This window comes from Peteryoungia rhizophila (assembly GCF_004912145.1).
GTDB lineage: Bacteria > Pseudomonadota > Alphaproteobacteria > Rhizobiales > Rhizobiaceae > Allorhizobium > Allorhizobium rhizophilum.
Window position 1 is genome coordinate 170,543 of sequence record NZ_STGT01000007.1, and the last position, 13,431, is coordinate 183,973.

The following is a 13,431-nucleotide window of genomic DNA, read 5'->3' on the forward strand; positions in this document are numbered from 1 at the left end:
CAAGAGCTTGCGGGTTGCCCCCACGGTGAATTGCGTTACCTTCTGGCCGTAATCAAGGGAGTGGCATTCGGTGCTCGGACGCATACTGGCAACGCTCGGCGGTCTTCTGGTGGTTGCGCTCTTTGCCGCGCTGCTGGCGCCTGTCTTTGTCGACTGGACCAATTTCCGACAAGATTTCGAGGATCAGGCGAGCCAGTTGCTCGGCAAGAAGGTGGTGGTCAACGGCGCGGTCAGCGCGCGCATCCTACCGTTCCCTTCCGTCACCATGGAGGATGTGACCGTCGGGACCGATGTCGACGGCACGCCGCTGGTGCGGGTGGCGCGTTTCTCACTCGATGCGGAGCTTGCGCCGTTTCTGTCGGGTGAAGCCCGCATCTTCGACATGCGGATCGACGAGCCCAAGGCGCGCATTCGGCTGTTGCCGGACGGTACGCTGGATTGGTTGCGCGGCAGCAGGCCCAGCCTGCCGGCACGCAATGTCGTTCTCGAAAAGGTGTCGGTCAGCGGCGGGACGATCGAGTTCATCGATCAGCAATCCGGTCGAGACCGGACACTCACCAAACTCGATGCGGCACTTTCGGCGCGCACGCTCGCTGGTCCTTGGTCCGTCGAGGGAAACGCGGAGTTGGACGGAGAGGCTGCGGGCTTCAGCCTCACAACATCCGAGCTGGCCGGGCCCTCGATACCGCTTCGACTGCGGATCGACCCGAGCATGCGACCCTTCGACCTCATGCTCGAGGGGGATTTGGCGCTCGAATCGGGCAAGCCTCATTACACGGGGACTTTCGTGTCGACCTGGAAGGTGGCGGCATCACCGGAGGCACTTGAGCCCGGCGATAGGCCCACACCTGCGCCACGTGTCCGTGGCGAGTTCAAGCTGGCCAATGACAGCATCACGATCCCAACCTATCGGCTTGAGCTCGGCGAGGTCGCCGACCCTTACGTGATCACCGGTGAGGCTAAGCTCGACACCGGCGCAAAGCCGGAATTCCTGCTGACAGCCGAGGGCCAGCAGGTTGATGTCAACAGGCTTGCGGCTGACGGGAGCCGGGCAAAGACGTCACGGAACGGGTCCGTTTCCGTTCAGCAGAGAATGGCGCTGCTTCTGGCGACCGCTGCCCAGATCCCGATTCCCAATGTGCCTGGCCGGGCGACCTTGCGGCTGCCGGCGATCGTTGCCGGAGATACGGTGTTTCGGGACCTGCAGCTCGATATCAGGCCCGCCGGTAACGGCTGGACTGTGGACAGGGCCGTCGGATTGTTGCCTGGGCGCACCCAGGTCGAGGCGAGCGGACGGCTGGTGCTCGTCGGCACGCCGTCCTTCGAGGGCAACCTGCTCGTCGCCTCGACGCAGCCGTCGGGACTGGCCACCTGGATTTCCGGCCGGGTGGATCCGGCCATCCGCGGGCTGGCATCGGCCGGTTTTTCTGCATCGGTCAATCTGACCCCCGAATTGCAACGTTTCGAGAAGCTGGAGCTCGCGATCGGAGCCGAGCCATTGAAGGGCCGGATCGAACGCGAATCGCGCGGCGGCGCTGCTGCCAACCTCTCGGTCGATCTGGTGGGCGAGAGACTGGACCTCGATGCCGCGCGGGCGATCGCGGCCCTCATGATTGGTGAGGATGCCGAGCAACGCCTGCTGGCCGAACGGGTGGCGACGCGGTTGAAGGTCGACGAGTTGCTGGCATTCGGTGTGACGGCGGAGGATGTCGAGACGATCGCGACCTATCAAGCCGGCCAACTTGCCATCGAGCGGCTGAACCTCGGCAACGTGGCCGGCAGCTCGGTGCGAATCAGCGGTGAACTGCGCGATGCCGAGACGCAGCCAGTCGGCCAAGGCCAGGTCGAATTCAAGTCTGCAGACCCTGGGCCGTTCCTGGCGCTCCTGCGCGAAGGGCTGCCGAACAGCCCTATCATCGAGCGGCTGGCCAATGCTTCGGCCTGGTATGGCAATACCGACATCCAGATGACGCTGAGTGTGCCGGAAAACGGAGCAGTGAGCATCGACGCCAACGGTCGTGCCTCTAACAGCGTGGTTTCGCTCAAGGTCGGCGCCGACGATCTAACGACGCTCCTTGCGGGCGGCAAACGGAACTTCGAACTGCGGATGGAGAACGACGAGGCGCAGATCCTGCTCGGCCAGGCGGGCTTCGACCCCTTGCCCTGGACGACCGGGGAAGGGGGTGTGCTAACGCTCACGGTCGATACGGCAGGAGACGGGAATGCCGAAGCCGTCGCGCGCTTCGCCGGAGCCGGAACGACGCTGGATGCGGCCGCGCAACTGACGGCATTCGACACACCGGATCTGCTCGACGGTGGCTGGCAGCTGTCGATCGACAGCGGGGATCTCGGCCCCTATCTGATGGCTCTCGGTTTGAACCTGCCTGATGCCGCGACCGGTGTGCCGATCGCGGGTGAGGCGCGGTTCTCACTGGTAGAAGGTCAGCTCGGCATTGAGAGTTTCGGGGCGAACGTTGCGGGGCAGGCGGTGGTCGCTGAGGGGCGCGTCGATTTGACTGCGGCTCAACCGTCTGCGGTGGGTACGGTTACTCTCGATGCGCTCGACCTGGATTGGCTGGCGGAAACCGTGGTCGGTCCACTCAGGGATCCGATGACAGGCGCTCTGTCTCCGGTCGCGCTGAGCCCACGTGCTCTGCCCTTCGACCTGGACCTCAACCTCACTGTCAAGCGGCTCTGGCCCGGTCTCGGCGAGGCCATGACAGATGTCTCCGGAAAGCTCCGTAACAAGGCCGGCGAACTCACTTTCGATGAGGTTTCGGCCGACTGGCTGGGCGGGCGGATGACTGGCCGCTTCTCGGTCGCCAATACCGACGGGAACGGCTTCCTTCGGGCCCGGCTCGATCTGGCCGACAGCGATCTTGCCCGTATGATCAACGCTTTGCGCGTCGAGCGTGGCATCGCGACGAAAGACAGTCCTTCGGGGCTGATGGATTTCACTTTCGTCGTCGAGGGCGGCGGCAAGACGCCTGCCGACCTGATCGGTCGGGCGAGCGGATCCGGGGAGGCTCGCATGAAGGACCTGACACTGGAGGACCTCGACCTGTCGGTCTTGCCGAGGCTGGTCACCGAAGCGGATGCACTCGGAACTGACATCGACGAGGAAAAGGTTCTTGCACTTGCGGAAAGACTGATCACAGCCGGCTCGACGGAACTGGGAGACGTGACCGTGCCCTTCGCGTTGTCAGACGGAACGGTCCGTGTTCAGGCGGCTACCCATCAGACGGCGCAGGCCAAACTCGACGGCGCGCTGCGTCTGGATCTGCGCGCCGGCACGCTGGACGGGGAAGTCGGCATCGCCTTCAATCCCGGTGATGCGGCCATGGACGGCGCCCAACCCAATTTGCGCCTGATGCTCAACGGAGCGGCTCTCGAGCCGGAACGGGAACTCGACGTGACTGAGCTCACCAATTTCTTCTCGCTGCGTGCCTTCGAGACCGAGCGCCGGCGGGTCGAGGCACTGCAGGCGACCGTTCTGGAGAAGCAGAGGCTGCGGCGTGAGGCAGCCCTTGCGCGTGCCCGAGCCGACGAGCGGACGCGTGCCGAGACTGAGCGCCTCAGGCTGGAGGAAGAGGCCCGGCTGAAAGCGGAAGCCGATGCAGCAGCCCTGAAGGCTGCCAGAGAGGCTGATGCGGCAGCGGAGCCGTCGGATCCGCCGGTTCCGGAGGAGCGAGGCGATGTGACGACGGAGACGGTTCCGGCACAGCCCGTCTTGCCGGTCGCGCCGGAAGAGCGGGTCATCCGTCAGCCCTTGCCCGAACTCCAGTTCGAGGCATTGCCTGGGGTCAACTGATCGTCGAATGGTGGTGGATCGGCGATATCAGTCATCTGATGTGGTCGTCTGCCGCTTCAACTCCCGGAGAACATGCAGGCGCAGCGCGGAGGACAGGTTCGATTCGAGCGGACGAGCCTCGTCGATCTGCGCGACCAGAGCCGCAAAACTCAACCCGCGTTCTGCGGCCATTGCCTTGAGCTCGTCGAGAAAGGCGTCCTCGACGGAGAAGCTCGTCCTGTGGCCGTGGAGGGTGATCGAGCGCTTGCGGATCATGGCGGTTACCCGGGGACAATATTCGGAGGATGGCGCCGACATGGAGAGCCGCGGAAAGAGTGGCTCTTACTCCTGATCCAGCTTATCGATGCGGCCCTGCGCGTGATCGCGGGTGGCCTTCTCGTTCTGTGCCTGGGTGAGGGACTTTTCCGCCTTGGTCCGCCCGTAGGTTATGCGGTTCTGCTCGGCAGCCGTCTCGCGCTCGCTGCGGGCCTTTGCCTTGCGGAACTGGCGGAGATTGACGACGTCTGCGGCCATTCTGGTCCTCGATGAAAAAGGCCGGGCATCGGCCCGGCCATCCGTCAGATCACTGCTTCTTGCGGAAGGCGTCGAGCGAGACGACCGAACCTTCCTTCTTCTCGTCCGATTTCGCCGCTTCCGGCTCATCCGACTTCGCCACGGCTTCCACCGGATAGGCCGTGATCTCTGCCTCGTTTTCTTCTTCCTCGGTCAGCGGAACGTCGAATTCCAGTTCGAAATTCACCGACGGATCGTAGAACCCGCGGATGGCATTGAAGGGGATGACGAGTTTCTCTGGCGTGTCGGAGAAGGAAAGGCCGATTTCGAACAGGCTGTCGGTGACCTTCAGTTCCCAGAACTGGTGCTGAACCACGATCGTCATCTGTTCGGCATACTTCGCCTTGAGATGCTGGGAGATGCGCACGCCCGGCGCACCGGTCAGGAAGGTGATGAAGAAGTGGTGGTCACCGGGCAGCCGGCCTGTCGCGGAAACCTCGGCCAAGACCTTGCGGATGACGCCACGCAGGGCGTCCTGGGCCAGAATGTCGTAGCGAATGTGGTCGTGCCCCATCAGATCCTGCTTTCCTAATCATGCCGATTTCAACGGCTTATGCCATGACGCGGCGACGCGGAAAAGCCCCGACGCGTTAAACTGGTTCGTCGAATGTACATCAAATCGCGGACTGCGGGTAGCGGCGAAATCCGAAGCAATTCATGGAGAAAGACAAAGGAGAGGAGTTAGGTGAAGGCTTCTGTTGCCAGGTGCCTTCGGACCCCGCCTTAAGGGGCTAACCCTAAGGACTTAGAGCGGGTTTCCCGCACCACCGTTAGGCAGCGAGAGCGTAACCCTTAGCGTTGTTGTCGTTTGCAACTACACTTGTGACCCGATAACGGCGGTATCATGCCGAGCAAAAGTTCGATCTTTACGCCCTTGTCGATCCTATTTCGCCCCCATCAAAAGCCGGTCCGAAGAGACTTCGTCACCGACCGGTTTTTGGTGGAGGCGCCGGGTACCGCCCCCGGGTCCAATAGGTTTATTACATCGACCGTTTATCGCCATATCCGGAGCAAGCCCCGGCAAGGCTGATATAGGTGTTTCCGTCCCCGATGAAAAGAGGGCGGGCACACAATCGGACGGTCTCCGGTAAAATCCTTTGAGCGCCAGGCTGGTGATCGGGCGGGGAAAAACGATATGGCGGATTGGTTAAACGCCGCGTCGGCAGTAAACTGCGTCGAGACAAGACCGGGAATCGCCCATGCACCAGTATCACGACCTCCTGCGCCATGTTCTGGACAATGGCAGCGATCGCGGCGATCGCACGGGCACCGGCACGCGCTCGGTCTTCGGCCATCAGATGCGATTCGATCTCGCCGACGGGTTTCCGGTGATCACGACGAAGCGCCTGCATCTGAAGTCGATCATCCACGAACTGCTCTGGTTCCTGAAGGGCGACACGAATATCGCCTATCTCAAGGCAAACGGCGTCAGCATCTGGGACGAATGGGCTGATGAGAACGGCGATCTTGGGCCGGTCTACGGTGCGCAGTGGCGCTCCTGGCCGGACTATGACGGCGGCCATATCGACCAGATGGCAAAGCTCGTCGAGAGCATCAAGACCAATCCGAATTCGCGTCGGCATATCGTCTCTGCCTGGAACCCGGCGCTGGTCGACGAGATGGCGTTGCCGCCCTGCCATTGCCTGTTCCAGTTCTACGTGGCGGATGGTCGGCTATCCTGCCAGCTCTACCAGCGCTCTGCCGATATCTTCCTTGGTGTACCCTTCAATATCGCGTCTTATGCCTTGCTGACGCTCATGGTGGCTCAGGTGACCGGGCTGGAGCCGGGCGACTTCGTGCATACACTGGGCGATGCGCATATCTATGCGAACCATTTCGACCAGGCGAAGCTGCAGCTGACTCGGACGCCGAAGGCTTTGCCTGTCATGAAGCTCAATCCGGAGGTCAAGGACCTGTTTTCCTTTGTCTATGAGGATTTCACCCTGATCGGCTATGAGGCCGATGCGAGCATCAAGGCGCCGATCGCCGTTTGAGGCGAAGCGAGGGCATATCAAGCATGGCTCCCATCAAGATCGTCATCATCGTGGCCGTCTCGCAAAACGGCATCATCGGCCGCGATGGCGACATGCCGTGGAAGCTGTCGACGGACCTCAAGCGCTTCAAGGCGCTGAGCATGGGCAAGCCATTGGTGATGGGGCGAAAGACATTTGAATCCGTTGGATCGAAGCCACTGCCGGGACGCCCGCACATCATCGTCAGCCGCAGCAACGGCTTCGATATGCCCGGCGTGGAAAGCGCGGCGAGCCTGGAAGACGCGCTCGCCCGAGCGAAAATCATCGCCCGTGAAACCGGCGTCGAGGAAGTCTGCGTGGTCGGCGGCGGCGAGATCTACCGCCAGGCGCTGGGACTGGCCGACATGCTGCATGTGACCCATGTCGACACGATCGTCGATGGCGACACCACGTTCCCGCAGATCGATCCGCACGTGTTCGAGTTGATCGAGGAAGCGTCAATTCCGGCGGGCGAAAAGGACAATTTCCCGACGCGCTACGCGATATACCGTCGCAGAAGCGCCTGATAACGCAAAATTTGCCCTATCCCATGAAGAAGTTGGCATCCTCGCGTTGAAAGCAGGGGCGGCGGTACCTATAACCCTCTGGAACCTCATGCATGTCGGTCGATCGACCAGCGGGCGGGGGACTTGGGAGCTTTTACAGCAAAGAGGTACTGATGCCCTGGAGCAATCAAAACGGCGGCGGCGGCGGTCCATGGGGCGGCGGCGGTGGCGGCGGTAACAATCAGGGTCCCTGGGGGCAGGGGCCGAACCGGCCACGCGGTAGCGGCGGCGGTGGTGGTGGCAATCAGCCCCCGGATCTCGAGGATCTCATCCGTCGGGGCCAGGATCGTCTCAAGAATGTCGTGCCCGGTGGTTTCAATGGTGGCGTCTTCGTCATCATCGGCATCGTGCTCGTCGCTTTCTGGGCCATGCAGTCGATCTACACCGTACAGCCCGACGAGCGCGGTGTGGAGCTTCGCTTCGGCAAGCCGAAGGAAGAAATCTCCATGCCCGGCCTGCATTTCCATCTCTGGCCGGTCGAATCGGTCGAGATCGTCAAGGTCACCGAGCAGCAGCAGAATGTCGGCAGCCGTCCGACGTCTAACAATCCGGGCGCCGGCCTGATGCTCAGCGGCGACCAGAACATCGTGAGCGTGCAGTTCTCGGTGCTGTTCACGGTTTCCGATCCGCAGGCCTTCCTCTTCAATCTGGAAGATCCGTCGCAGACGCTGCAGCAGGTTGCTGAAAGCGCCATGCGTGAAGTCGTCGGTCGACGTCCGGCCCAGGACGTCTTCCGCGACAATCGTGAGGAAATCTCCACGCAGGTCCGCGCTATCATCCAGGGCACCATGGACACCTATGGCTCAGGCATCGCGATCAACGCGGTTCCGATCGAAGATGCGGCACCTCCGCGCGAAGTGGCCGAGGCTTTCGAAGAAGTCCAGCGTGCACAGCAGGACGAGGACCGTTTCGTCGAAGAAGCCAACCAGTATGCCAACCAGCGTCTCGGTCAGGCCCGCGGTCAGTCGGCACAGATCCGCGAAGAGGCAGCTGCCTACAAGGATCAGGTCGTCAAGGAAGCCGAGGGTGAGGCGCAGCGCTTCATCTCGATCTATGACGAATACGTCAAGGCACCCGACGTCACGCGCCAGCGCATCTATCTGGAAACCATGGAGAATGTCCTGCGCAACTCGAACAAGGTGATCATGGGCGATCAGCAGGGTGTCGTCCCTTACCTGCCGCTCAACGAACTCATGCGCCAGCCGGGCAATCAGGGCGCAGGCCAGTCGTCGACGGGAGGGAACTGAGATGAATAATCGTCTTCCCTATTTCCTCATAGCCATCGGCGTCGCGCTATTCTTCCTCTATTCGTCGATCTTCGTGGTCAACGAACGCGAGCAGGCGCTCGTGCTGCGCTTCGGTCAAATCCAGGACGTGAAGGACGAGCCGGGCCTCTACTTCAAGCTGCCCTTCGCCTTCATCGATGCCGACCGCGTCCAGTATGTCGAAGACCGCGCATTGCGCTTCGACTTGCCGAACATCCGCGTGCAGGTCCGCGGCGGTGCATTCTATGAAGTGGATGCCTTCGCAGTCTACCGCATCACCGATGCCCGTCGCTTCCGTGAAACGGTCTCGGCCGATCGGGACGCCGCTGAATCGCGTCTGCGCACCCGTCTCGATGCGGCACTCCGCCGCGTCTATGGTCTGCGCAACTTCGATGCGGCACTGTCCGAAGAGCGTGGTTCGATGATGTCGGACGTTCGCGACGATCTCCAGGCTGCGGCCGAAAGCCTTGGCCTGCAGGTCACGGATGTCCGCATCCGCCGCACCGACCTTACGCAAGAAGTCTCGCAACAGACCTTCGAGCGCATGAAGGCCGAACGTCTTGCCGAGGCGGAACTGATCCGCGCCCGGGGTAACGAAGAAGGCCAGCGTCGCCGGGCGATCGCCGACCGTCAGGTCGTCGAGCTGCAGGCCGAAGCGCAGCGTGATTCGGAAATCCTGCGCGGTGAGGGCGATGCTCAACGCAACAGCATCTTTGCTGACGCTTTCCAGCGGGATCCGAACTTCTTCGAGTTCTATCGCTCGATGCGCGCTTATGTTGCTTCGATGAGCAATCAGGGGACCACGATGGTTCTCTCTCCGGACAGCGACTTCTTCCGCTTCTTCAACAACGGAGTGGGGACTGGTGGCGCCGGACAGACGGCACCGACACCGGGTGCACCGGCGGCACCGCCGGCGGCGGCGGTCGGCAACTGACACGATGGATGACCTGTTCGCAGGGATCGCCATCTTTCTGATCATCGAGGGGCTGGCCTATGCGCTGGCCCCTCGTTTTCTTGTGCGGATGGCACGCCTCTTGCCACATATCCCGGAAGACCAGTTGCGCCTTGTCGGGCTGACCGCTGTCACTTTCGGCGCGGCAATCCTGTGGGTGTTGCGCGGCTGACAAGATCTGGTCGCAAGCGGCAGATAGACCTATTCCGGGAATTGTGATTTTGCCTGCGCCCAAACCGCCTTATGTTCAGCAAGAGCCCAGACAATCAGTGAGGAAGCCGATGATGAAACCTGCCCGCACGTCGCGAACGATCCTGTCGGCACTCCTCATGGGTACGGCGCTTGCCGTCTCCCCGATCTTGGCTCTTCAGCCCGTTCATGCGCAGCAGGGCCCCGAATCGGTGGCCGATCTCGCAAGCGGCCTGCTGGGCGCTGTCGTCAACATTTCCACCTCCCAGAGTGTCGCCGAGGAAGGCGACGGTCCCTTGCCGCAGGTGCCGGAGGGCTCTCCGTTCCAGGAGTTGTTCGAAGATTTCTACAAGAATCGTGAAAGCGGCCCTGGTAACAACCGGGTCAATTCGCTCGGCTCGGGCTTCGTCATCGATCCGACCGGCTTCATCGTGACAAACAATCACGTCATCGAGAACGCCGATGACATCGAGGTCATTTTCTCGGACGGATCGAAGCTGAAGGCCAAACTGATCGGGACGGACACCAAGACCGATCTTTCCGTGCTCAAGGTCGAGCCGCCAGAGCCTCTGACTTCGGTCAAGTTCGGTGATTCGCGCACGATGCGGATCGGCGACTGGGTCATGGCGATCGGCAACCCGTTCGGTCTTGGCGGGTCGGTCACCGTGGGCATCATCTCGGCCAGTGGGCGCAACATCAATGCCGGCCCTTATGACAACTTTATCCAGACCGATGCGGCCATCAACAAGGGCAATTCCGGCGGCCCGCTGTTCAACATGAGCGGTGAGGTCATCGGGATCAACACGGCGATTATTTCGCCGAGCGGTGGGTCGATCGGTATAGGTTTTGCTGTGCCGACCGAGCTTGCGCAGAACATCGTCAATCAGCTGATCGAATTCGGCGAGACACGCCGCGGCTGGCTCGGCGTACGCATTCAGCCCGTCTCAGACGAGGTTGCCGAAAGCATGAAGATCGGACGCGCCCGGGGCGCTCTGATCAGCGGCATCGTCGAAGGCGGGCCTGTTGCCACTGGTCCGATCCAGGTCGGCGACATCGTCACGAGCTTCAATGGCCGTCCGATCGTCGAAACACGCGATCTGACCCGTATCGTTGCGGAAAGCCCGATTGGAGAGCCGGTTGATGTGGTGATCCTTCGAGATGGCAAGGAGCAGACGGTGAAGGTGACGCTCGGTCGTCTGGAGGACGACGAGGTGGCCAGCAACGAGACGGAAGCGGAAACCACCGTCGAGCCGAATGAAGAGGGGACCGCACCCGATGGGGATGGCCAGGATGATCCGGCGACACCGCCGACCGATCAGCCGATGCCGGAAGATCCGACCCCCGATGCCGATGAAGGAACTGAGCAAACAACACCGCCTCAGGACGAGGCCAGCGCGCCGGTGACCGAGGGCCTGATCGGGGTCGAACTTTCTGCGCTCGACGATGCGAACCGGGTCAGTTTCTCGATCGCCGAAGGCGTCGAGGGAGTTCTCATCACGCGTGTGCTTCCCGGCTCCAAGGCGGAAGGCAAGGGGCTCAAGGTCGGTGAAGTGATTGTCGAAGTGGCGCAGGAATTCATGAAGACGCCGCAGCAGGTGGCAGAGAAGCTGACCAGCATCAAGGGCGAGGGGCGCCGCAGTGGCTACCTGATGATCGCGGACAAGGATGGCAATCTGCGCCTTGTCGCAGTCCCGCTCGAATAGAGGTCAGGCGTACAGGCGCTGTACGGCGTCGCCATTTTCTTGGAGATAGGCCTCGAACCCGTCGATCTGCATTGGACGGCCTACGAGGTATCCCTGGATCTCGCCGCATCCGAGCTGCCGGAGCAGGTCGAACTGGCCCTTGGTCTCGACCCCTTCGGCCGCCACGCTCATGCGCAGATCACGCGCAAGCCTGATCACCGCTTCGACAATCGCCCGGCTGTCCGGGTTGGTTTCGAGATCGGTGATGAAGGACTGGTCGATCTTCAGCTTGTCGAAATGGTAGCGGCGTAAGTAGCTGAGCGACGAGAAGCCTGTCCCGAAATCGTCGAGGGCTATTCTTAGCCCGAGGCGAGACAGCGACTGAAGTGTCTCCTCCACGCCAATAGAGCTTTCCATCAGCAAGCTTTCGGTGACTTCGAGCTCGAGCCGATGCGTGGGTAGCCCGCTCTGCTTGAGCGCGGCCTCGACGAGAGGAAGGAGGCCTGGGCCCATGAACTGGCGTGAGGACAGGTTCACGGCGATCCGGATATGGTCTGGCCAGCTGGCTGCTTGCGTGCAGGCCCGGCGCAGCACCCAGCTGCCGATGGCGCCGATCTGGCCCGTTTCCTCCGCGATGGGAATGAACTCGCCGGGGCTGATCGCTCCCAGTGTCGGATGGTTCCAGCGGACGAGAGCTTCTGCACAGACGACGCGTCGAGTTTGTGCATCGACGAGCGGCTGGTAGTTGATGTCGAGTTTTCCCTCGGCGATTGCCAGAGCCAGTTCGCGTTCGATGAGGCTGCGACGTCGAGCTGCCGCATCCAGGGTGCTGTCGAAGAAGCGATAGCGGTTCCGCCCGTCGGCCTTTGCACGGTAGAGCGCGAGATCGGCATTGCGCATCAGCTGGTCAGGCTCGGTGCCGTCGATCGGCGCGCAGGCGATGCCGATACTGACGCCGATATGGGCGGAGCCTGAACGCAAGGTGATGGGTTTTTGAAGATTGTCGATGATCCTCGCGGCGAGGCTCGCGGCACTTCGCGGATCGTCTCCTGACAGGTGTAGAATGGCGAATTCATCACCGCCGATGCGAGCAAGGGTGTTGGTTTCGCCGCAGAGCTGGCTGAGGATGCTCGCGACGACGCGGAGCAGTTCGTCGCCTCCGGCATGTCCGAGATTGTCATTGATCTGCTTGAAGCGATCGAGGTCGAGAACGAGGACGGAAAACGGGTCGCCGTGGCGTTCGAAGCGGGAGACAGCGCGGGCAAAGTCCTCGGCCAGCATGACCCGGTTGCCGACCTCGGTCAGAGGATCGTGACGGGCCATGTGCTCGATGCGCAGCCGGCTCTCACGGCTTGCGGTCACGTCGCGCCCGACGCCGCGATATCCGTTGAAATTGCCTTTGTCATCCTGGATCGCCTTGGCCGTCAGCGACCAGATCGCCAGCTCTCCACCCAACTCGACACAGATGTCCTGGTCGCGAAACGACTGGCGTTTTTCCAGGCATGCGACGAAATTCTGGCGACAGTCGAAGCCGTCTACTCCGACCGATGAGAACGGGATGATATTGATCAGCGGTTTGCCTACCACCATGGCCTCGGGCACCTGCAGCTGCTCGTAGAAGCGTATCGATGCCCGCTCCATGTTCATGTCGTGATCGACGCCCCAGAGCCAGTCGGCAGCATTTTCTTCGAAGTCGTTCAAGAGAAGGTTGATGACGTCACGTTGCTCGTCGGCGGCAAGCTTTGCCCGGACGCGTTCGGTGAGGCTGTTGCAGACTGCCAGAGAGGAGCGGATGATGATGGCGGCAAAGACCAGATAGAGGACTAAGAGATAGGCTTCGAGGACCGATGGTTCCCGGGACAGCGCAATCGCCGCGCCGACCGCGATCGTGCTGCAGAAGACGATCGATGCGGGCGGAACCGTCGCCAGCGCGAAACCACCGCCGCCGGCCATGCCGACCGTCAGGGCAATCAGCACCATTCTCTGTGTTTCGTCGGCTGTGTGATAGGCGACAATGTCGAGCGCTGCCCATAGGGCACTCAGGAAGAAGGCATAGACGACCGCACGAATCGTGCCGCGCATGCTGGCCCGCTCCCTGGCACCTCGCTTGCGGTTACGCCACCACGAATAGCTCGTGTAAAGCGCAACGGCGCAAATGAGAATGCAGATGATGGAAACGGACGTCGATGACGGGCTGTCCTGGAATGCGAACAGGGTCAGGATCGCGTTGCACAGGTTCGCTGACATCATCCAGGGGGTGGTAGCCCCCATGACGGAAAGGCGGATTGCCCGAATGCGCGATGCTTCGTCCGCTGTCTGCCCACTCTCTCCGAGGCGCAGGAAGCGGTCGACCATGCCTGCAACGGGAGCTGCTATACGCGCCGGGATCGTTTTGTCCATGG

11 protein-coding genes and 1 other RNA gene are annotated in these 13,431 nt (G+C 61.8%); 7 read left to right on the forward strand and 5 right to left on the reverse strand.

Annotated features, from left to right (window positions below):
• Window positions 1-70 precede the first annotated feature (70 nt).
• Window positions 71-3,811: an AsmA family protein gene (locus E9677_RS23325; protein WP_136560456.1), complete on the forward strand. Its 3,741-nt coding sequence runs from the start codon at window positions 71-73 to the stop codon at window positions 3,809-3,811.
• Between the two features lie 27 nt (window positions 3,812-3,838).
• Here E9677_RS23325 and E9677_RS23330 read toward each other — a convergent pair whose 3' ends face one another.
• The 4 genes from E9677_RS23330 to ssrA form a co-directional block, all read right to left on the reverse strand.
• Window positions 3,839-4,066 carry a ribbon-helix-helix domain-containing protein gene (locus tag E9677_RS23330; protein WP_136560457.1) on the reverse strand — a complete coding sequence of 76 codons (228 nt, stop codon included), beginning with the start codon at window positions 4,064-4,066 and terminating at the stop codon, window positions 3,839-3,841.
• Window positions 4,067-4,132: 66 nt separating this feature from the next.
• Window positions 4,133-4,324, reverse strand: a complete 192-nt coding sequence (locus E9677_RS23335; RefSeq protein ID WP_136560458.1) for a DUF4169 family protein — start codon at window positions 4,322-4,324, stop codon at window positions 4,133-4,135.
• Window positions 4,325-4,373: 49 nt separating this feature from the next.
• Window positions 4,374-4,877, reverse strand: a complete 504-nt coding sequence (locus E9677_RS23340; RefSeq protein WP_136560459.1) for an SspB family protein — start codon at window positions 4,875-4,877, stop codon at window positions 4,374-4,376.
• A 170-nt stretch (window positions 4,878-5,047) separates the two neighbouring features.
• Window positions 5,048-5,424, reverse strand: a transfer-messenger RNA (tmRNA) gene (gene ssrA, locus E9677_RS23345).
• A 138-nt stretch (window positions 5,425-5,562) separates the two neighbouring features.
• Here ssrA and E9677_RS23350 point away from each other — a divergent pair.
• The 6 genes from E9677_RS23350 to E9677_RS23375 all read left to right on the forward strand — a co-directional run bounded on the left by E9677_RS23350 (window position 5,563) and on the right by E9677_RS23375 (window position 11,050).
• Window positions 5,563-6,357, forward strand: coding sequence for a thymidylate synthase (locus E9677_RS23350; RefSeq protein ID WP_136560460.1), 795 nt, complete (start codon window positions 5,563-5,565; stop codon window positions 6,355-6,357).
• Between the two features lie 23 nt (window positions 6,358-6,380).
• On the forward strand, window positions 6,381-6,902 hold the full coding sequence (locus E9677_RS23355) for a dihydrofolate reductase (RefSeq protein ID WP_136560461.1): 522 nt from the start codon (window positions 6,381-6,383) through the stop codon (window positions 6,900-6,902).
• Between the two features lie 152 nt (window positions 6,903-7,054).
• Complete coding sequence (hflK, locus tag E9677_RS23360) at window positions 7,055-8,188, forward strand: FtsH protease activity modulator HflK (protein ID WP_136560462.1); 1,134 nt, start codon at window positions 7,055-7,057, stop codon at window positions 8,186-8,188.
• 1 nt (window position 8,189) lies between these two features.
• Window positions 8,190-9,140: a protease modulator HflC gene (gene hflC, locus E9677_RS23365; protein WP_136560463.1), complete on the forward strand. Its 951-nt coding sequence runs from the start codon at window positions 8,190-8,192 to the stop codon at window positions 9,138-9,140.
• 4 nt (window positions 9,141-9,144) lie between these two features.
• Window positions 9,145-9,330 (forward strand): DUF2065 domain-containing protein, encoded by a 186-nt coding sequence (locus E9677_RS23370; protein ID WP_136560464.1) that lies wholly within the window; start codon window positions 9,145-9,147, stop codon window positions 9,328-9,330.
• Between the two features lie 109 nt (window positions 9,331-9,439).
• Window positions 9,440-11,050, forward strand: coding sequence for a Do family serine endopeptidase (locus E9677_RS23375; RefSeq protein WP_136560465.1), 1,611 nt, complete (start codon window positions 9,440-9,442; stop codon window positions 11,048-11,050).
• Window positions 11,051-11,053: 3 nt separating this feature from the next.
• Here E9677_RS23375 and E9677_RS23380 read toward each other — a convergent pair whose 3' ends face one another.
• Entirely contained in the window at window positions 11,054-13,429 is a 2,376-nt protein-coding gene (locus E9677_RS23380) for a putative bifunctional diguanylate cyclase/phosphodiesterase (RefSeq protein ID WP_136560466.1), read from the reverse strand.
• Between the last annotated feature and the right edge of the window lie 2 nt (window positions 13,430-13,431).

What these genes read in the sequence shown, in the direction of transcription:
- hflC (WP_136560463.1), top strand. Translation starts at nt 8,190, where the DNA reads ATGAATAATCGTCTTCCCTATTTCCTCATAGCCATCGGCGTCGCGCTA.
- E9677_RS23375 (WP_136560465.1), top strand. Translation starts at nt 9,440, where the DNA reads ATGATGAAACCTGCCCGCACGTCGCGAACGATCCTGTCGGCACTCCTC.
- E9677_RS23355 (WP_136560461.1), top strand. Translation starts at nt 6,381, where the DNA reads ATGGCTCCCATCAAGATCGTCATCATCGTGGCCGTCTCGCAAAACGGC.
- E9677_RS23340 (WP_136560459.1), bottom strand. Translation starts at nt 4,877, where the DNA reads ATGGGGCACGACCACATTCGCTACGACATTCTGGCCCAGGACGCCCTG.
- E9677_RS23330 (WP_136560457.1), bottom strand. Translation starts at nt 4,066, where the DNA reads ATGATCCGCAAGCGCTCGATCACCCTCCACGGCCACAGGACGAGCTTC.
- E9677_RS23370 (WP_136560464.1), top strand. Translation starts at nt 9,145, where the DNA reads ATGGATGACCTGTTCGCAGGGATCGCCATCTTTCTGATCATCGAGGGG.
- E9677_RS23350 (WP_136560460.1), top strand. Translation starts at nt 5,563, where the DNA reads ATGCACCAGTATCACGACCTCCTGCGCCATGTTCTGGACAATGGCAGC.
- hflK (WP_136560462.1), top strand. Translation starts at nt 7,055, where the DNA reads ATGCCCTGGAGCAATCAAAACGGCGGCGGCGGCGGTCCATGGGGCGGC.
- E9677_RS23335 (WP_136560458.1), bottom strand. Translation starts at nt 4,324, where the DNA reads ATGGCCGCAGACGTCGTCAATCTCCGCCAGTTCCGCAAGGCAAAGGCC.
- E9677_RS23380 (WP_136560466.1), bottom strand. Translation starts at nt 13,429, where the DNA reads ATGGACAAAACGATCCCGGCGCGTATAGCAGCTCCCGTTGCAGGCATG.